The organism is Microbacterium faecale, from assembly GCF_014640975.1.
Taxonomy (GTDB): Bacteria; Actinomycetota; Actinomycetes; order Actinomycetales; family Microbacteriaceae; genus Microbacterium; species Microbacterium faecale.
This window is the reverse complement of sequence record NZ_BMHO01000001.1, coordinates 966,312-984,510: the sequence shown is the minus strand read 5'-3', so window position 1 is coordinate 984,510 and position 18,199 is coordinate 966,312. Positions and strand designations below refer to the sequence as shown.

Below are 18,199 nucleotides of genomic sequence, written 5' to 3'. Positions count from 1 at the left end.
TCGGCGGGGTCCGGCGACATCGCCCAAGGTTTCCCGACGGTCGGCGAATTCCGAGACGGTCGGCGACAACGCGATGGCTCCCGATGTGAGGAGGATGGCTGATGCCTGAGGGAGACACCGCCCACCGCACCGCGCGGCGCCTGCACGAGGTGCTCGCGGGTGAGGTGCTCACGGCGTTCGACCTGCGCGTACCGCGGGCTGCGACGGCCGATCTGACCGGCCAGCGGGTCGAGTCCGTCCGCGCGGTGGGCAAACACCTCCTGCACCGCGTCGGTGAGTTCGTGCTCCACACGCACCTCAAGATGGAGGGCGAGTGGCACACCTACCCGCGCGGCGATCGGTGGCGTCGGCCCGCCTTCCAGGCGCGCGCCGTGCTCGCGACCGACGAGTGGCAGACGGTCGGCTTCGACCTCGGCGTCGTCGAGCTTCTCCCCCGCGACCGCGAAGGCGACGTGATCGCGCACCTCGGGCCGGATCCGCTCGGGCCCGAATGGGATCCCGACCTCGTTACCGCGCGCCTCGCCGCGGATCCGCACCCCGCACACGTCGCCCTGCTCGACCAGCACAACGTCGCCGGGTTCGGCAACGAGTACGCCAACGAACTGCTCTTCCTGCGCGGCGTCGACCCGCACACGCCGATGTCGCGCGTCGACGTCCCTGCGCTCGTCTCGCTCGGAGCCCGGGCGATCCGCAGCAACCTCACGCGCCCCGTCCGCACGTTCACTGGCGACACGCGCCGCGGCCGCGACCACTGGGTGTACGGGCGCACGAACCTGCCCTGCCGGCGCTGCGGCACGGTGATCCAGGAGACGACGCTCGGCGACGCCACGCGCGAACGTCGCGTGTTCTGGTGCCCGAGCTGCCAGGCGTCGCGCGACTGACTCTCGCGCCGATTCGGGCACGGCATTACGGTGGCCGCATGACACGCACCGATCGTGCAAGCCTCCTCGTACACGTCGACCGCGCGGCCGCCTTCGCCGCCCTCACCGAAGCCGACGCGCTTGCGACGTGGTTGCCGCCCGCGGACATGCGCGGGCGGTTCGAATCGTTCGAGATGCGCACGGGCGGCGCGTACCGACTTGTCCTCACGTACGACGACGCCAGCGGATCCCCGGGGAAGACGACCGCGGATGAAGACGTCTCGAACGTGCGGATCCGGGAGATCGTCCCCGGAGAACGCGTCGTTCAGGAGATCGAGTTCGAGGCGACGGACCCGAACCTGCAGGGCATGATGACGATGGAATGGAACCTCCACGACGACCCCGCCGGCACCATCGTGGAGATCGTCGCGCGCGATGTTCCCCTCGGCGTCGCGGCGCGCGATCACGCCGCGGGGCTCACCTCGTCGCTGGCGAACCTCGCTGCCTTTCTCGAACCGGAGCATTGATACCCCCTAGGGGTATCATGGGGTGAACGTTCGCGCGGGAAGTCGGAGGACACGCGATGAGCCAGCACGACGCACACGCCAGCGATGGCGGGAACACCGACCACGCAGGGCACGTGCACGCAGACCCTACGGGTCACGCGGGACACGACCACGGTGACCACGTCGGTCAGTTCCGGCGTCTGTTCTGGATCATGCTCGTCCTCGCGATCCCGACCGTCGGGCTGTCGCCGATGTTCGCGTCGTTCTTCGGCTACCCGTTGCCGGACGCCGCATGGATCCCCTGGGTCTCGCCCGTGCTGGGCACCGTCATGTACGCGTGGGGCGGCGTGCCGTTCCTGACGGGCGCGGTCAGCGAGCTGCGCGCCCGGCAGCCGGGCATGATGCTGCTCATCGGCCTCGCGATCACCGTCGCCTTCGTCGCGTCGTGGGGCTCGACCCTCGGGGTCATCGACGCGCAGCTCGACTTCTGGTGGGAACTCGCGCTGCTGATCGTCATCATGCTGCTCGGCCACTGGATCGAGATGCGCTCACTCGCGCAGACGACCTCCGCGCTCGACTCGCTCGCCGCGCTCCTTCCCGACGAGGCCGAACGCGTCGAGGGCGACACCACCGTCACGGTCGCGCCGGCCGAGCTGCGCGCAGGCGACGTCATCGTGATCCGGCCCGGCGGGCGCGTGCCCGCGGACGCTCGCGTCGTCGACGGATCGGCGAGCATGGACGAGTCGATGATCACGGGAGAATCGCACCCCGTCCACCGCGCGGCCGGCGACACCGTCGTGGCCGGAACGGTCGCGACCGACTCGGGGATCCGCGCGGAGGTCACCGCGACCGGGGACGAGACGGCGCTCGCGGGGATCCAGCGCCTCGTGGCCGACGCGCAGACCTCGTCATCGCGAGCGCAGCGCCTCGCCGACCGCGCCGCCGCGTGGCTATTCTGGTACGCGCTCGGCGCCGCCGTCCTCACCGCGCTCGTGTGGACGATGATCGGCCGCCCGGACGAGGGCGTCGTGCGCACCATCACGGTGCTCGTCATCGCCTGTCCGCACGCACTCGGACTCGCGATCCCCCTCGTCGTGTCGATCTCGACCGAGCGGGCAGCGCGCGGCGGTGTGCTCGTGAAGGACCGACTCGCCGTCGAGACGATGCGCACGGTCGACGTCGTGCTGTTCGACAAGACGGGAACGCTCACGAAGGGCACCCCGGCGGTCACGGGCGTCGACGCGACCGCCGGTGACAGCGACCGCGTGCTCGCCCTCGCGGCGGCCGCGGAGACCGACTCGGAGCATCCGCTCGCCCGTGCCATCGTGGCCGCGGCCCGAGACCAGGACCTCGAGATCCCGAGCGCGACGAACTTCTCCTCCTCCCCCGCCGTCGGTGTGACCGCGACCGTCGAGGGCCAGACCGTGCGGGTGGGCGGACCGGCGCTCCTCGACGAGGAGTCGGCCAACGAGCGCCCGATCGCCGACGCGTGGCGCGACGAAGGCGCGATCATCCTGCATGTCGTCGTCGACGGATCCACCGCGGGTGCGCTGCGCCTCGCCGACGAGATCCGCGACGAATCGCGCGAGGCCGTCGACGTCCTGCACGCGCGGGGAGTCGACGTCGTGATGATCACCGGAGACGCCGAGGCGGTGGCCCTGTCGGTGGCGGCCGAGCTCGGGATCGACCGCGCCTTCGCGGGCGTGCGCCCCGAGGACAAGTCCGCCACTGTGAAGCAGCTGCAGGACGAGGGCCGGAAGGTCGCGATGGTCGGCGACGGCGTGAACGACGCCCCCGCGCTCGCCCGCGCCGACGTCGGCATCGCGATCGGGGCGGGAACGGACGTCGCGATCGGATCTGCCGGGGTGGTCCTCGCGAGCGACGATCCACGCGCCGTGCTGTCGGTCATCGAGCTGTCGCGTGCCGGCTTCCGTAAAATGACCCAGAACCTGTGGTGGGCGGGCGGTTACAACCTCATCTCCGTGCCGCTCGCGGCGGGCGTGCTCGCCCCCATCGGCTTCGTCATGCCGATGTCGGTCGGCGCGATCCTGATGTCGCTGTCAACGATCATCGTCGCCGCGAACGCCCAGCTCCTGCGCCGGCTCGACCTCGACCCCGCCGCAGTCGCCAGCGCGCGGCGCAGCGGAGAGTAGCTACGTCCGCCGAGGGTCTCGGAACTCGGCGAGATCGAGCCGATTCCGTGATCCGGTCAAGACGCCCGGCCAATTTCGAGACGCTCGGCAAGGTCGCCGCGCTCACTCCGCGTTCCACAGGTCGCGGAAGAACGCGATACGGGCGGGATCCGGATCCACGCCGTACCCCGCGTAGACCTCGCCCTCGTATCCCTCGCCGTAGTTCCAGACCGTGCTCATCGCCAGGACGGCAAGATCGGCCCAGCGGTCGCCGACGCCGAGATCGCCCAGGTCGACGTGGCCGGCTGCCACGCCGTCAGAGAGCAACGTGTTCGGCGCGCACGCATCACCGTGGCAGACCACCAGCCGGTCGATCCGCGGATTCGCGCTGGCCAGTCGCTCGCGTGTGCGCACGTCGCGGACCCGCGCAATTCGGTCGCGACTCGACCACGTCCACGGGCAGGCTTCGACAGGCAGCGCATCGTGGAACGTGCGCAATCCGGCGCCGAGAGCCCACGCAGCTGCCGCCGGACGCTCCGTCCACGGCGCCAGGACCGCCGACGTGCCGCGAATCGTGTCAGTCACGAGCACCTGTTCTCGGCCGACCTCGACGACGTCACGCACGGGCGGCACCGCGGTGAACTGCGACGCCCACGAGAGCCGCTCCGCCTCGACGCGGAGGTCGACGCTCTCAGACTGCCGTTCCCCTCCGCACGACAGATCTGCCCCGCTCCGAGATGGTGGGGGCTGCCACTTGGCGTGGCGTGCCGGCAGCGATCCGATCGCGGGGAGGCAGAACGTCACGCCGCCGAGCTGATTGCGCCATACCGCCTCGGCCCGGTCGCCGCCGGGCAGTTCGGCGACGATTCGCGGCACCTCGGCGTCTGTGGGCACGCCCGCGAGGTCGCTCGGCGGATTCATACGCCCCTCAACCGCTCGATGATCCCCACTGCCTTTGCTCCGGCAGCGCGAGCGCGGGCCGCAACCGCGGAGATGCGCCGCAACCGCGGATCCGTCTCTCGAAATCGCACGCGGTTATGGCTCATCACCGCGGGTCCGGACCGGGTCGCGCGGACGGCACGTAGCGTACGAACCGCGCCCCTCACGCCGCCGCCGCGTTGGGGTGCTCGTGGCGGTCGGCGGCGAGCGCGCCCGCGATGTCGTCGGCGGCGTCGCCCCAGTGCGACACCGTCACGTGCCCGAGGCCCTGCCACGCGGCCGCGCGCCGCAATTCCGCGGCGACGCGATCCGGATCCGCCGCCACACCCTTTTCCCACCACGCCGACTGCACGCGCAGGGTCGAACACGCCCGGTCGGCCTTGAGATCGAGCCGGCCGGCGATGCGCTCATCGACGAGGAGCGGCAACGAGTAATACCCGTACTGCCGCTTCGGCCCGGGCACGTAGATCTCGATGCGGTAGCGGAAGTCGAACAGCCGTTCGGCGCGGTCGCGGAACCACACGATGGGATCGAACGGCGTCAGCAGAGTGGTCTGCTCGATCGCGCGCGGGACCCGGGCATCGCGGTGCAGCCACGCGGGGATCGATCGCCCCACGGCGGTCGTCCAGCCCTCGACCTCGACGGGGGCGACCTCACCGACCGCCTCGAGGTCGTCGATCGCCCGCCGCACCGCCTTCTGGTCGCGGAAGCGGTAGTAGTCGTTGAGATCGGCGAGCGTGGCGACGCCATACGCCTTCGCCGCGCGTCGCACGAGTTCGCGGATCGCGTCATCGCGCGGGCGATCGTCGCGCAGCTCGGCCGGGATCACGTGTTCGGCGAGCGCGTAGACGCGTTCGAACCCGTCGCGGCCGGCGATGGCGACCTCGCCGGTGCGCCAGAGGTGCTCGAGAGCGTTCTTGACGTGATCCCAATCCCACCATGGCCCGCGGCGCGCCTGCCGCACGACCGACTCGATCTGGCTCGGCTTCAGCGCCCCGCGGTCGGCCAGCTCTGCGCGAACGCACGCGATGACGTCCGCATTGTGCGGCTCGGCGGCCCAGGCGCCCGGACGCGTGAGGCGCTCGGTGAACGCGTGGCGCCGGAAGCCCCACAGCGGCCAGTCGTCGAGCGGCATGAACGCGGCCTCGTGCGCCAGGTACTCGACGTACGTCGGGCGGCGGCGCCGCATCACGAGGCCGTCGAGCGCCGCCGGATCGTACGCGCCAATGCGTGAGTACCCGGGCAGGTAGTGCGACCGCGCGAACACGTTCACCGAGTCGATCTGCAGCACGCCCATCCGTGCGATCTGTGATGCGAGCGCGCGCCTCGTGCCGCCCGACCGGGGTCCGCCGAGGCCCTGCGCCGCGAGCGCGACGCGCCTCGCCTGCTCCGCTGTGAGTGTCGTCCGTACCACCTCGTCGACGCTACTCGCGATGTCGGACGTTCGGGAGATCCTGCTTTCCCAGGCGGCACATAGGCGCCCCACAGCGAGTACGTGTGGCGAGATACCAGGATGAGCATTCAGCGGGGAATAACGACGGGCTCCTCGTCGTTGACCCCTATGTCCGACTCCTCAGACATTGGAAGGACACTGTGGGCAAGAACTACATCGACATTGAAGACGACCAGGGCGGCGTGCTGCGCTACCGCAAGCACGCGAACGGTCGAGGCCTCGTCGCGCACGGCGCGAAGGTCGCGGCCACCGCACGCGTCGAAGCCGGCGCGTATATCGAACCGCGTGCGCGGGTCCTCGACGGCGCGCGCATCGCCACGGGAGCCTGGATCGAACCGGGCGCCATCATCGGCGCCGGAGCGATCATCGACGCAGGCGCTCACGTCGGCCCCGAGGCCGCCGTCGGCGCGAAGGCGAAGATCGGCGTGCGCAGCCAGGTAGGGAAGGGCGCGCAGATCGCCGGAGGATCCCTGATCGGCGACGACGAGAAGATCGGCGACGGCCAACGGATCGCCACCGATCGGCGCGGATTTCATCTCGCTGCCTAGGGCACGCTGACTCACGACGACAAGGCCGCTCACCACACGGGTGAGCGGCCTTTGACGTCCCGCGGCTCACACGCGATCGCGCAGCCAATCGAGCTGCACGCGACGGTGCAGCGCGCCGCCGCCCTCGTGGCCGTTGTATGCGTAGTGCTCAATGTGCTTGTCGTCGTGCGCCCAGTTGTTGAACGCGCCGAACACGGTCGACGGCGGACAGATCTCGTCCATGAGAGCGACCGAGTGCAGCGTCGGCACGTTCGCGCGGGTGGCGAGGTTCACGCCGTCGAAGTAGCTCAGCGTGCGGAAGGTCTCCTCGATCCGGTCGCGGTGCGCGACGAGATAGCGCACGATCTCCGAGTACGGCGCCGCGTTCGTGATCGACGTCGAGCGCGGGAAGTCGCTGAGGAACGGCACGTCGATGAGGGATCCGGCGACATCGGCGCCGAGCGCCGCCGCGGCCGTCGCGATGCCGCCGCCCTGGCTGACGCCAGCGACGAAGACCGGCAGGTCCGGCGCGAGCTCGTGCGCGACGTCGACGGCGCGCACCGCGTCGGTGAACACGCGACGATAGAAGTAGGTCTCGGGCGAGCGGATCCCCCGCGTCATGCTGCCTGGGGTCGCGGGCTCGGACCCGTGCGGGTCGGCCGTGTCGCCCGGCGAGAACTCGCCGTACCCCTGACCGCGCGTATCGACCTTGAGGTGCGCGTAGCCAGCGAGCGCCCAGTCGGAAGCCTGGTGCGCGTAGCCGCGTCCGCCGGAGTATCCGATGAACTCGACGACGACGGCGGTCGGAGCGTCCCTCGCCGGCCGGTGGTACCAGGCGCTGATCGGATCGCCCGCGAAGCCCGAAAAGGTGATGTCACTCGTGTCGACGAGGGTGAAGCCGTTGTCGACGTCGCGGGCGTACGTCTCACCGTGGGCCGCGCGACTGCCCTCGATGGTGCTCTCCCAGAACGCGTCGAAGTCGCTCGGGGGCGTGACGTCCGAGCGGTGTGCGCGGAGCTCGGCCAGGGACAGATCGAAGTGCACCATCGGGATCCTTTCGTCAGAGTGAGCGTAGCGGGTCCCCGCCCCCTTACGAACGGCGTCGGGGCATAGGCTGAGGGGATGGCCGACGCGACCGGATCACACGCAGGCGCAACGATCCTGCGGCTCGGCGCGGTGCCGGGCGCGACACCGGGAAAGTGGATCGAGCGCTGGCGCGAACAGCACCCGCGACAGCCGCTTGAGCTGGTGCCGCTCGATGCGGCCGATCAGCTCCGCGCCATCCGCTCCCGCGAGGTCGACGTGGCGATCTGCCGCGGGCGCGTCTCGGATGACGATCTGCACCGCGTCGCCCTCTACGACGAGGACGCGGTCGTCGTGATGAGCGTCGACTCGCACCTCACGGTCGCCGAGGAGCTGCGCCCGGACGACCTCGCTGGCGAGACGCTCCTCACGCCGCTCGATGACGTGTTCGGCCCGCTCGACCTGCCGACCGTCGCGCCGAATTTCGATCCGGTGCCCACGACAGCCGATGCCATCGCCACGGTCGCGACGGGCGTCGGGATCACCGTCGTGCCGATGTCGCTTGCGCGCCTGCATCACCGCAAGGACGTCACGTTTCGGCGGCTGCCCGCGGCGCCGGCGTCGCCGGTCGTCCTCGCCTGGCTGCGCGAGCGGGACGCCGACGACATCCAGGCGTTCGTCGGCATCACCCGCGGCCGCACCGCGCGCTCCTCGCGCTGAGATCGCCGCCGCGGGCACGCAGAACGGGGCGTGCGGACCACACGGATCCGCACGCCCCCTTCACCTTCGTCAGGGCGTGTTTTCGCCCTCGGGATATGCGTCGACCTCGGGACGGGCCGTGAGGAAGCCGATGCTTCCGATCAGGCCTCCCCAGACCACGACGGCCGAGATCACGAGGAACACGATCGCGATGGGAGTCATCGCCGGCCTCCCTTCACCTGTAGCTGTTCATTGGTGGGCCACGCGGTGAACTCGTCGGGATCGCTGCGCCACGTCACGAGTGGCAGCACGATCGCGGCGAGGATCGCGAGGCCGATGGATCCCCATCCGGCGACGCCGAGGTACCACGTCGCGTACCCCTCGTAGCCGTTTGTCGCGAGGTCGATGAGCTTCGCGACGAGGATGTAGATGAGCACGGCCGGTGCGACGAGGCCGGTCAGCAGCACCCACAGGCGACCGACCTTGAACGTCGAGACCGCACTGAGGTGCTTCGACAGCTCTCCGCCGCGGCGCTTCACCCAGATCACGATGATCGTCATGAAGATCGCGCCCGCCACGATGCCGACGTTGTTCGTCCACTGGTCGATAGTGTCCAGCGCGATGAGGCCCGACGAGGTGCCGAGCAGCACGATCGAGATCACGGCGAGCAGGCCGATTCCTCCGACCGCCTGAGCGCGCGTCATGCCGAACTTGTCGCGGATCGCGGCGATGACGACCTCGAGGATCGAGATCAGCGAGGTCAGTCCCGCGAGGGTCAGCGTGCCGAAGAACAGCGCGCCGGTCCACCCGCCGCCCGGCATCTCGCTGACGATCGCGGGGAACGTCATGAACGCCAGGCCGACGCCCGAGAGGCCCTCGAGATCGCCGACACCAACCCCCTGCTGGAAGGCGAAGAAGCCGAGCGTCGAAAAGACGCCGATGCCGGCGAGGATCTCGAACGACGAGTTTCCGAACGCGACGACGAGACCGGCGCCGGTCATGTTCGACCGGCGACGTCGGTAGGAGGCGTAGGTGATCATGATGCCGAAGGCGATCGACAGCGAAAAGAACACCTGCCCGTAAGCGGCCACCCACACACCCGGATCCGCGAGTGCCGCGAAGTCGGGCGTGAAGAACTCGTTGAGGCCCTCGAGAGCGCCCGGCAGGAACAGCGCCCGCACGACGAGGGCGACGAACGCGACCACGAGCAACGGAATGATGATGACGTTCGCGCGCTGCACGCCCTTGACGACGCCGGCGCCGAGGATCACGAGAGTGACGATCCACATCAGCACGAGCGGGATGAGCACGCCCGGCACGAAGTCGAATGTGAACGGCGTCGTCGCGCCGTCCGAGGCCTGCAGGTACTCGCCGACGAAGAAACCGGTCGGGTCGTCACCCCACTTCTGGTCGAACGAGAAGACGAAATAGCTGGCCGCCCAGGCGAGGACGCCCGTGTAGTAGATCGCGATCAGCGCAGCGATCGTGACCTGGAACCAGCCGATCCCCTCGCCAAGCTTGCCGCCGAGGCGACGCAGCGCAAGTGGTGCGGATCCGCGGAAGCGGTGACCGATGGCGTAGTCGAGGAAGAGGATCGGGATACCGGCGGTGATGAGCGCGACGAGGTACGGAATGAGGAACGCGCCTCCACCGGACTCATACGCGACGCCGGGAAAGCGCCAGATATTGCCGAGGCCGACCGCGGACCCGACGGCGGCCAGGATGAACCCGACCTGCCCTGTCCACTGCTCGCGCTCGGGAATCGCGCCCGTTGCGGGCTGTGCTCGAGACATGCTTCTCCTTGGTCAGATCGTCGACGCCATGAATATCCTGTGAACGTCGTCGTGCCCAAAAGATAGCTATGAACGGCCCTCAAGGGAAGATCTGCCCACGATCGGGCGTCGCGTGTTGCGACGAACCTCGCAGGCTGCTCAGCCCTGCGCGAGGCGGATCCGCTCGTCGAGATAGTCCGCGAGCGGCGTGAGGAATCCGGCCGGCGACCAGCGCAGCATGAGGCGTTCGCCGTCCCAGGTGACCGGACCCGAGGATCCGCCGCTCGTGATGCGCTCGACGTCGATCGGCGACCACTCGACGTGGAATGTCTCACCGGTCGCGAAGCCGCCGCGGAACGCCATGCCGCGGATGACGGCGCGCTCGCGCTGTGACTCGGCGGAGTAACCGCGGATCACCTCGCGCTCGGCGCGCAGCACCGTGCCTGTCGCCCAGACGTCCGCCTCCCCCACGAGCAGCACGCCGAGGTGCCAGACCTTGTCGGCGGGCGCGATGACGGGGCGGCCCCCGAACAGGCGACGGATCCGGCCGGGACCACGCACCTCACCGAGTCGCGCGCGCGGCACGGCGGCCAGTCGCTCGCGCGTCTCGCGCAGCAGGGTGGGCAGATCCTCCATGCCAACAACCTAACGAAAGCGGGCAAAGCGGCGTCAGGTCGCGCCGCCTGACGGCTCCCTCATGATCGGCCACCCGGCGTCGAGCCTCTGCCCCCGCATGCGCTAGAATTGAGTCATTCAAATCTTCGGCCCCGTCGTCCACGAAAGGCAACAATGACTGAAAGCAATGGCACATGCCCCTTCGGGTATGGATCCGGTGACTCCGCCGCACAGGAGAGCCCGACCGTCGCGGGCGACTACACGCACGACGGCGACGTCGCGACGTCGGGCACGCGCGTGCACCCGACGAAGGGCAGCGCGAACGCCGAGTGGTGGCCGAACCGCCTGAACCTCAAGATCCTCGCCAAGAACCAGCCGGTGGCGAACCCGCTGGGCGGCGACTTCGACTACAAGAAGGCCTTCGAGAGCCTCGACCTCGACGCGCTCAAGGCCGACATCACCGAGACGCTGACGACCTCGCAGGACTGGTGGCCCTCCGACTTCGGCCACTACGGTCCGCTGATGGTCCGCATGGCCTGGCACTCGGCCGGCACGTACCGGTCGCACGACGGCCGCGGCGGCGGCGGATCCGGCATGCAGCGGTTCGCACCGCTGAACTCATGGCCGGACAACGTCCTGCTCGACCGCGCACGGCGTCTGCTCTGGCCCGTTAAGCAGAAGTACGGCCAGCAGATCTCGTGGGCCGACCTGTTCATCCTCGCCGGCAACGTCGCTCTGGAGTCGATGGGCTTCGAGACCTTCGGCTTCGGCGGCGGCCGCGTCGACGTCTGGGAAGCGGACGATGACGTGTACTGGGGCCCGGAGAAGGTCTGGCTCGACGCCGAACGCTACCAGGGCGACCGCGAGCTCGACGCCCCCTTCGCGGCGACGCAGATGGGCCTCATCTACGTCAACCCCGAGGGCCCGGGCGGCAACCCGGATCCGCTCCTCGCGGCCCAGGACACGCGTGAGACCTTCGCGCGCATGGGCATGAACGACGAGGAGACCGTCGCGCTCATCGCCGGTGGTCACACGTTCGGCAAGACCCACGGCGCGCACCCCGACGACCGTCAGGGCCCGGATCCCGAGGCGTCACCGCTCGAGCAGCAGGGTCTCGGCTGGAAGCAGGGCTACGGCGACGGTCGGGGAGGAAACGACACCGTCGGATCCGGCCTCGAGGTCACCTGGACCTACCACCCGACGCGCTGGGACAACGAGTTCTTCCACATCCTGTTCGCTTACGAGTGGGAGCTCTTCGAGTCGGCCGCGGGCGCCAAGCAGTGGCGTCCGAAGGACGGCGGCGGCGCCGACATGGTGCCGATGGCACAGGGCCCGGATCGCCGCGAGCCGCGCATGCTCACGACCGACATCGCGCTGCGCGAGGACCCGGCCTACCGCGAGATCTCGATGCACTTCCGCAACGACCAGCAGGCGTTCACGGACGCGTTCGCCCGCGCCTGGTTCAAGCTGACGCACCGTGACATGGGCCCCAAGTCGCGCTACCTCGGCCCCGAGGTCCCCGCAGAGGACCTCATCTGGCAGGATCCGCTGCCCGAGCAGACCGCCGCGACCGACGACGCGTCGATCGCCGAGGCGCGCAAGCTCGTCGCCGAGGCAGGTCTCACGGTGCAGCAGCTCGTGTCGACCGCATGGAAGGCGGCGGCGACGTTCCGCAGCTCGGACAAGCGCGGTGGCCCGAACGGCGGCCGGATCCGCCTCGAGCCGCAGGTCAGCTGGAAGGTCAACCAGCCGGCCGAGCTGAAGCCGGTCATCGCGAAGCTCGAAGAGGTCGCTGAGACCTCTGGCCTGTCGTTCGCCGACGTGGTTGTCCTCGCCGGTGGCGTGGGCGTCGAGCAGGCGGCCTCGGCCGCGGGCGTCGAGGTCCAGGTGCCCTTCACCCCGGGCCGTGTGGACGCGACGCAGGAGCAGACGGATCCCGAGCAGTTCAACTGGCTCGAGCCCGTCTCGGACGGCTTCCGCAACTACGACAGCCGCACGATCGACCTGCCGAGCGAGTACCTGCTGATCGACCGCGCCAACCACCTCGGCGTGAGCGCGCCGCAGATGACGGCGCTCGTCGGTGGTCTGCGCGTGCTGGGCAATAACTGGGACGGCTCCAACATCGGCGTGTTCACCGATACCCCGGGCGCCCTCACGAATGATTTCTTCGTGAAGCTGCTCGTGAATGGGCTGGACTGGACGCCGGCGGCTGACGGACAGACGTTCACGTCGAGCACCGGCCTGGTCGGCAGCCGCGTGGACCTACTGTTCGGCTCGAACAGCGAGCTGCGCGCAATCGCCGAGGTCTACGCGTCGGACGACGCGAAGGAGAAGTTCGTGCAGGACTTCGTGTCGGCCTGGGCACAGGTCATGGAGAACGACCGCTTCGACCTGAGCTAAGTCGCCTTTTCACGACAGGGGCCGCTCCGCATCGCGCGGGGCGGCCCCTGTGGTGTCTGGAAGCGACTCTCATGCCGGATCCGTAAATTTCGGTGTTCTTAACCGCATTCACCCCCTTCAAACCCCTTGTTCGTCGCGCATGATCGAAGCAATAAGACTTATCTCGTGACGTTCCAATGAAGGAGAGCATCATGGTTGACACCCTCTACGACACCGACGCAGACCTCTTCCTCGGCCGCCCGCTGTGGTTCGAGAAGCACCCCTCGCAGGCCGAGGGCGAGGCGTACTGACTCTGCGCTGAGCGCGCGAAAGGGCGGTGCGAGATTCGTTTCTCGCACCGCCCTTTGCTGTGCCCGGACAGCTATTCGCGCTGGCGGCGGGTCACGGCGCGCTGCAGCAGCACGAACAGCAGGAGGATCCCGCCGGTGATGATCGTCGTCGCCTCCGGCGGCACGGATCCGTCGCGGGTGATCAGCACGATCATCAGTCCCAGCACGAGCGCACCGACGACGGATCCGAGCACGTAGCCCGCTCCGCCGGTGAGCAGCGTTCCGCCGATGACGGCGGCGGCGATCGCGTCGAGCTCCCACCCGATGCCCGTGATGTTCTGCGCGCTGCCGAGCCGCGCTGTGTAGACGACCGCCGCGAGACCGGACAGGCCACCGCTGATGACGTACACCCACACCTTCGTCGCGGCGACGGGCAGGCCCATCAGCGCCGCCGATGGTTCGGATCCGCCGATCGCGTAGACCGTGCGGCCCATGCGCGTGCGGTGCAGCACGAAGAACGAGATGATCACGACGAGCGCCGCGATGATCACGCCGGGGGTGATGACGATGTCGTTGACCTTCGGCCCGTCGTAGAGCTTGAGCTTCTCGCCGAGGAGCATGAGTGCCGAGTCATCGGGGACGCGCTCGGGCACGGTGCTGAGGATCGACGCGAGCCCGCGGCCGAGGAACATCATCGCCAACGTCGCGATGAACGGTTGCACGTTGAAGTACTGCACAAGAACGCCGGCGATCACCCCCGAGAGCGCGCCGATGAGGATCATCAGCACGGCAACGAGCCACGGGTTCCATCCCGCGTTCAACAGCATGACGCCGGCGACGCTGCTGACGGCGATGACGGACCCGACAGACAGATCGATGCCGCCGGTCACGATCACGAACGTCAGCGCGACAGCCAGGATGACGAGGTGCGCGTTGTTGATCAGCAGATTCGAGATCGTGTTGAACTGCAGAATCCGGCCGTAGGCCAGCTCACCGAACACGACCATGCCGACGAAAATGAGGATCGACGCCACCGTCGGGAGCGCGTCGAGGTGCAGCGCGAGGCGCTTGCGGAGCGGCAGGCGCTCGTTAGTGCCCAGCGGCGCGGGCGGCGCGGTGAGCGAGCTCATGCGGCGACCTCCTCCTTCTTCTCAGCGGCCGGTCTCAGGATCCGTCGCCTCCGGAACGCGCGACGCACGCGCTCGGACTGCAGCAGAACGAGCGCGACGATGATGATCGCCTTGAACGCGGGCGTCGCCGACGACGAGATGCCGAGGAACACGACGGTCTTGTCGAGGGTGGCGATGAGGATCGCGCCGAAGGTCGCGCCCGTGATGTTGAACTTGCCGCCCGCGAGTGACGTGCCGCCGATGACGACCGCGAGGATCGCGTCGAGCTCGAGCTGGTAACCCGTGCGCGAGACGTCCACGGTCATCACGCTCGCGGTGGCGAACACGCCCGCGATGCCCGCAAGGATCCCGCCGAGAATGTAGACCGTGAACAGCAGCGCGCGGCGATTGACGCCGGCAAGGCGCGCGGCCTGCGCGTCCATGCCGATCGCCTCGAGCATCAGCCCGAGCGCGCTGCGGCGCACGAGCAGACCGACGAGGATCACGAGCGCGAGAGCGATGAGAAAGATGACGGGGAAGCCGAAGACGCGGCCGTTCGCGATCCACGAGAACGCGTCGTTGTTCGCGGACGTGTTCTGCCCCGCCGTGATGACCTTCGCGAGCCCGCGGCCGGCGAGCATGATGATGAGCGTGCTGATGAATGGCTGCAGCCCGACCACCGAGACGAGGATCGCGTTGACGGCGCCGAGCGCGGCGCTCACGAGGATGACGAGGCCGACGGCCACGAGGGCGGCACCGACCGAGTCGGGCGCGGCGGCGGCGAGGTACTCCATCGCGACGGCGCCGGCGACGACCATGACGGATCCGACCGACAGGTCGATGCCCTTCGTCGCCACGACGAGGCACATGCCGACGGCGATCATCATGATGGGTGCGGCGGCGCGCAGGATGTCGATGACGTTGCCGACGAGGTTGCCGCGCTCACTGACCGTGATGGCGAGGTAGCTCGGGTCGCCGGCGAGGTTGATCGCGAGCAGCACGACGATCGCGGCGATGCCCCATACGTAGTGGTGCTTCAGGATCCCCGTCAGCGCGGCGAGCGGACCGGTGGGCGTGTCGTTCACGAGGTGACCTCCTCGCGCGAGATCTCGCGCTCTCCCCCGCCGTCGGAAGACTCCTCGGCGATGATGCTGACGATAGCGTCCGCCGAGACGTCGGGCCCGCCGTCGATCTCCGCGATCTTCTTGTGGTCCTTCATCACGACGATGCGGTCACTCAACCGCACGACCTCTTCGACCTCGGACGAGATGAACACGACCGAGACGCCGTCGTCGGCGAGGCGGGCGACGTACTCCTGGATCTCGGCCTTGGCGCCGACGTCTATGCCGCGCGTGGGCTCGTCGAGGATGAGGATGTCAGGTTCGGTCGCGAGCCAGCGCCCGAGGAGCGCCTTCTGCTGGTTGCCACCGGAGAGGTTGCCGATCGGACGCTCCGGGTCGGCCGGGCGCACGCCGAGGGCTGCGATGAAGCGACCGACGATCTCGTCCTGCTCGCGGCGCGGCAGAGGCCGGGCCCAGCCGCGCTTCGCCTGGACGGCGAGGATGATGTTCTCGCGCACGCTGAGGTCGCGGATGATGCCCTCGTCGCGCCGGTTCTCGCTGGAGAACGCGATGCCCTTCGCCAGCGCGGCGGCAGGCTTGGTGATGTCGGCGGCGCGGCCGCGCAGGCGCACCTCGCCGGCGTCGGGCTTGTCGGCCCCGTAGACGAGGCGCGCGAGTTCGGTGCGGCCGGATCCGAGCAGGCCGGCGACGCCGACGACCTCGCCGCGGTGCAGTTCGAGGTCGAGCGGCTCGAGCATGCCCTTCTTGCCGATGCCGACGGCCGAGTAGACCGGGTCTCCCTCGGCGGCGGCGCGGCGGGCGCCGCGCGCCTCGACCGCGGCGAGCGCGGCAGCGTCCTTGCCGATCATCTTCGAGATGAGGGCGGCTCGAGGGATGTCCGGTGTCAGGTATTCGCCGACGAAGCGGCCGTTTCGCAGGACGGTGAGGCGGTCGCTGATGGCGTAGACCTGGTCGAGGAAGTGCGAGACGAAGAGGATCGCGACGCCCTCGTCGCGCAGTCGCCGGATGACGCCGAACAGCTGCTCGACCTCGGCGGCGTCGAGGCTCGAGGTCGGCTCGTCGAGGATCAGCACTTTGCACTCCGCCACGACCGAGCGACTGATCGCGACGAGCTGCTGCAGTGCGAGCGGCAGCGTCGAGAGCGACTGGCGCGGATTGAGGTGGCCGAGGCCGAGCTTCGCGAGCGCCTCGCGCGCGGCGCGGTGCGTGGCGTGCCAGTCGATGCCGAGCAGGCCGCGGATCTCCTGCCCGAGCATCACGTTCTCACCGATCGTGAGGTTGGTGCAGAGGTTGACCTCTTGGTAGACGGTCGAGATGCCAGCGGCCTGCGCGTCCGCTGTCCCGGAGAGGCGGCGTGCCTCGCCGTTGATCCGGATCTCGCCGCCATCGATGCGATAGACGCCGGTGAGGGCCTTGATCGCCGTCGACTTGCCGGCGCCGTTCTCTCCCATGAGGGTGTGCACCTCGCCGGGGAACAGGCGGAAGTCGACCTCGTCCAGCGCCTTCACGCCGGGAAAGGTGATCGTGATGCCGGTCATCTCGACGATCGGCTGCGACTGCGTCATCGCGTCCTCCACATCTCATCCTCGCGCATGGCGAGGCGGGTCGGGGGTGCGGGCCGCGTGGGCCCGCACCCCTCGGGGCGGGGTCGGTCTGTCAGGGACGGACGCGGATCAGTACTCGCGCTCGGGCAGCGCCTCTTCGGCAGCCTCGGGCGAATCGAACGTCTCGCTCGGCACGATGATGTACGGCTCGACGCTCTCACCCGCGAGGGCCTTCTCGACCGCGTCGAGGGCGGTGTCACCGAAGAGCGGGTTGTACTCCGCGACGAAGCTGAGCTCGCCGGCGGCGAGCGCTTCCATCGCCCCCCTCGTGCCGTCGATCGTCGCGATCTTGACGTCCTCGCCGGGCGTGAGGCCCGCCTCTTCGACGGCCTGGATGGCGCCGAGCCCCATCTCGTCGTTCTGCGCGAACAGCAGCTGCACGTCGTTGTCGTTCGACTTGAGCACGGTCTCGAAGACGCTCTTGCCCTCCTCAGTCGACCAGTTCGCGGTCTGCGCACCGAGCTTGGTAAATCCGGACTCGGAGTCCATGACCGAGTCCCAGCCCTCGTTGCGCTCGTTGACGACGGAGACGCCCGCGGGCCCCTCGAGCACGAAGTAGTTCGCGCCGTCCGGGAACTCGCTCACGGCCCACTCGGCGACGCCGGCGGCCACCTGTGGGTTATCGGGCGCGATGCGCGTGACGTAGAGGTCGGTGTTGTCGGGCTCGATGCCGCGGTCGATGAGGATGACGGGGATCTCCGCCTCCTGCGCGCGCTCGAGCGAGTCTTCCCAGCCGGACCCCTCGGTCGCCGACAGCAGGATGACATCGACGCCCTCGTCGACGAACGACGTGAAGGCGTCGATCTGCGACTTCTGGTCGAGGTTCGCAGCGGGCGCGTACTTCAGCTCGTACCCGGCATCCTCCGTGAACGTGTCCTGGATGTTCGTCTCGTTGGCGGCGCGCCAGTCGCCCTCGGGGCCGACCGCGACGAAGCCGACGGTCGTCAGCTCGTCGCCGCCATCCCCGCCTCCTCCGTCGTCGCCCCCGCCACCGGCGCAGGACGCGAGGCCCAGTGCCAGGACTCCGGCAGCGGCGATGCCAGCCGCCTTGATGATGCGCGTGCGTGCGGACATATTCTCCTCCTCGAGAACACGGGCTCAGGGCGCCCGGGTGCGCGGACCGCTCTCGGATCCGCTGTGGGTTGCTGTGACGACAGGTGCGTCGTTCCCGGAATGTTACCGGGAACAATCGGGGAAGAGCAAGACCGT

Annotated in this window: 16 protein-coding genes; 6 read left to right on the top strand and 10 right to left on the bottom strand. The window is 69.1% G+C overall.

Annotation, left to right across the window (positions count from 1 at the left end; all coding sequences use genetic code 11):
• The first annotated feature begins 101 nt into the window (after nucleotides 1–101).
• Genes IEW87_RS04490 through IEW87_RS04480 form a run of 3 tightly spaced genes read left to right on the top strand, consistent with a single transcriptional unit; the run spans nucleotide 102 to nucleotide 3,519 of the window.
• Nucleotides 102–881, top strand: coding sequence for a DNA-formamidopyrimidine glycosylase family protein (locus tag IEW87_RS04490; RefSeq protein WP_188711087.1), 780 nt, complete (start codon nucleotides 102–104; stop codon nucleotides 879–881).
• Between the two features lie 38 nt (nucleotides 882–919).
• Nucleotides 920–1,387, top strand: coding sequence for an SRPBCC domain-containing protein (locus tag IEW87_RS04485; RefSeq protein ID WP_188711086.1), 468 nt, complete (start codon nucleotides 920–922; stop codon nucleotides 1,385–1,387).
• Between the two features lie 56 nt (nucleotides 1,388–1,443).
• Nucleotides 1,444–3,519 (top strand): heavy metal translocating P-type ATPase, encoded by a 2,076-nt coding sequence (locus IEW87_RS04480; protein ID WP_188711085.1) that lies wholly within the window; start codon nucleotides 1,444–1,446, stop codon nucleotides 3,517–3,519.
• Nucleotides 3,520–3,621: 102 nt separating this feature from the next.
• Here IEW87_RS04480 and IEW87_RS04475 read toward each other — a convergent pair whose 3' ends face one another.
• Nucleotides 3,622–4,419, bottom strand: coding sequence for a phosphotransferase (locus IEW87_RS04475; protein WP_188711084.1), 798 nt, complete (start codon nucleotides 4,417–4,419; stop codon nucleotides 3,622–3,624).
• A gap of 181 nt (nucleotides 4,420–4,600) precedes the next feature.
• A complete protein-coding gene (locus IEW87_RS04470) occupies nucleotides 4,601–5,851 on the bottom strand; it encodes a winged helix-turn-helix domain-containing protein (protein WP_229730946.1) in 1,251 nt (416 codons plus the stop codon).
• 179 nt (nucleotides 5,852–6,030) lie between these two features.
• On the opposite strand from IEW87_RS04470, the gene IEW87_RS04465 reads away from it, so the two are divergent.
• Complete coding sequence (locus IEW87_RS04465) at nucleotides 6,031–6,438, top strand: LbetaH domain-containing protein (protein ID WP_188711083.1); 408 nt, start codon at nucleotides 6,031–6,033, stop codon at nucleotides 6,436–6,438.
• Nucleotides 6,439–6,504: 66 nt separating this feature from the next.
• On the opposite strand, the gene IEW87_RS04460 is transcribed toward IEW87_RS04465, so the two are convergent.
• Entirely contained in the window at nucleotides 6,505–7,464 is a 960-nt protein-coding gene (locus tag IEW87_RS04460; RefSeq protein WP_188711082.1) for an acetylxylan esterase, read from the bottom strand.
• 75 nt (nucleotides 7,465–7,539) lie between these two features.
• Between IEW87_RS04460 and IEW87_RS04455 the strand changes: the two genes are divergently transcribed.
• A complete protein-coding gene (locus IEW87_RS04455; protein ID WP_188711081.1) occupies nucleotides 7,540–8,160 on the top strand; it encodes a LysR family substrate-binding domain-containing protein in 621 nt (206 codons plus the stop codon).
• 69 nt (nucleotides 8,161–8,229) lie between these two features.
• Here the strand turns inward: IEW87_RS04455 and IEW87_RS04450 are convergent, their stop codons facing one another.
• The 3 genes from IEW87_RS04450 to IEW87_RS04440 form a co-directional block, all read right to left on the bottom strand.
• On the bottom strand, nucleotides 8,230–8,361 hold the full coding sequence (locus IEW87_RS04450) for a MetS family NSS transporter small subunit (protein ID WP_188711080.1): 132 nt from the start codon (nucleotides 8,359–8,361) through the stop codon (nucleotides 8,230–8,232).
• The gene (locus IEW87_RS04445; protein ID WP_188711079.1) at nucleotides 8,358–9,932 is read right to left on the bottom strand and encodes a sodium-dependent transporter; all 1,575 of its coding nucleotides are present in this window, start codon (nucleotides 9,930–9,932) and stop codon (nucleotides 8,358–8,360) included. Before IEW87_RS04445 ends, IEW87_RS04450 begins: the two co-directional genes overlap by 4 nt.
• Nucleotides 9,933–10,070: 138 nt before the next feature.
• Nucleotides 10,071–10,547, bottom strand: coding sequence for a glutaminase (locus IEW87_RS04440; RefSeq protein WP_188711078.1), 477 nt, complete (start codon nucleotides 10,545–10,547; stop codon nucleotides 10,071–10,073).
• Nucleotides 10,548–10,700: 153 nt separating this feature from the next.
• Here IEW87_RS04440 and katG point away from each other — a divergent pair, with 153 nt between their 5' ends.
• Entirely contained in the window at nucleotides 10,701–12,926 is a 2,226-nt protein-coding gene (gene katG, locus IEW87_RS04435) for a catalase/peroxidase HPI (RefSeq protein WP_188711077.1), read from the top strand.
• A gap of 361 nt (nucleotides 12,927–13,287) precedes the next feature.
• Here katG and IEW87_RS04430 read toward each other — a convergent pair whose 3' ends face one another.
• The 4 genes from IEW87_RS04430 to IEW87_RS04415 form a co-directional block, all read right to left on the bottom strand.
• Complete coding sequence (locus IEW87_RS04430) at nucleotides 13,288–14,325, bottom strand: ABC transporter permease (RefSeq protein WP_188711076.1); 1,038 nt, start codon at nucleotides 14,323–14,325, stop codon at nucleotides 13,288–13,290.
• Nucleotides 14,322–15,389, bottom strand: coding sequence for an ABC transporter permease (locus tag IEW87_RS04425; RefSeq protein ID WP_188711075.1), 1,068 nt, complete (start codon nucleotides 15,387–15,389; stop codon nucleotides 14,322–14,324). Before IEW87_RS04425 ends, IEW87_RS04430 begins: the two co-directional genes overlap by 4 nt.
• Nucleotides 15,386–16,951 (bottom strand): sugar ABC transporter ATP-binding protein, encoded by a 1,566-nt coding sequence (locus tag IEW87_RS04420; protein ID WP_188712657.1) that lies wholly within the window; start codon nucleotides 16,949–16,951, stop codon nucleotides 15,386–15,388. The genes IEW87_RS04425 and IEW87_RS04420 overlap by 4 nt, the downstream gene beginning before the upstream one ends.
• A gap of 108 nt (nucleotides 16,952–17,059) precedes the next feature.
• Nucleotides 17,060–18,064 (bottom strand): ABC transporter substrate-binding protein, encoded by a 1,005-nt coding sequence (locus tag IEW87_RS04415; RefSeq protein ID WP_188711074.1) that lies wholly within the window; start codon nucleotides 18,062–18,064, stop codon nucleotides 17,060–17,062.
• Nucleotides 18,065–18,199 lie beyond the last annotated feature (135 nt).

What these genes read in the sequence shown, in the direction of transcription:
- IEW87_RS04490 (WP_188711087.1), top strand. Translation starts at nt 102, where the DNA reads ATGCCTGAGGGAGACACCGCCCACCGCACCGCGCGGCGCCTGCACGAG.
- IEW87_RS04485 (WP_188711086.1), top strand. Translation starts at nt 920, where the DNA reads ATGACACGCACCGATCGTGCAAGCCTCCTCGTACACGTCGACCGCGCG.
- IEW87_RS04480 (WP_188711085.1), top strand. Translation starts at nt 1,444, where the DNA reads ATGAGCCAGCACGACGCACACGCCAGCGATGGCGGGAACACCGACCAC.
- IEW87_RS04475 (WP_188711084.1), bottom strand. Translation starts at nt 4,419, where the DNA reads ATGAATCCGCCGAGCGACCTCGCGGGCGTGCCCACAGACGCCGAGGTG.
- IEW87_RS04460 (WP_188711082.1), bottom strand. Translation starts at nt 7,464, where the DNA reads ATGGTGCACTTCGATCTGTCCCTGGCCGAGCTCCGCGCACACCGCTCG.
- IEW87_RS04455 (WP_188711081.1), top strand. Translation starts at nt 7,540, where the DNA reads ATGGCCGACGCGACCGGATCACACGCAGGCGCAACGATCCTGCGGCTC.
- IEW87_RS04450 (WP_188711080.1), bottom strand. Translation starts at nt 8,361, where the DNA reads ATGACTCCCATCGCGATCGTGTTCCTCGTGATCTCGGCCGTCGTGGTC.
- IEW87_RS04445 (WP_188711079.1), bottom strand. Translation starts at nt 9,932, where the DNA reads ATGTCTCGAGCACAGCCCGCAACGGGCGCGATTCCCGAGCGCGAGCAG.
- IEW87_RS04440 (WP_188711078.1), bottom strand. Translation starts at nt 10,547, where the DNA reads ATGGAGGATCTGCCCACCCTGCTGCGCGAGACGCGCGAGCGACTGGCC.
- katG (WP_188711077.1), top strand. Translation starts at nt 10,701, where the DNA reads ATGACTGAAAGCAATGGCACATGCCCCTTCGGGTATGGATCCGGTGAC.
- IEW87_RS04430 (WP_188711076.1), bottom strand. Translation starts at nt 14,325, where the DNA reads ATGAGCTCGCTCACCGCGCCGCCCGCGCCGCTGGGCACTAACGAGCGC.
- IEW87_RS04420 (WP_188712657.1), bottom strand. Translation starts at nt 16,951, where the DNA reads ATGACGCAGTCGCAGCCGATCGTCGAGATGACCGGCATCACGATCACC.
- IEW87_RS04415 (WP_188711074.1), bottom strand. Translation starts at nt 18,064, where the DNA reads ATGTCCGCACGCACGCGCATCATCAAGGCGGCTGGCATCGCCGCTGCC.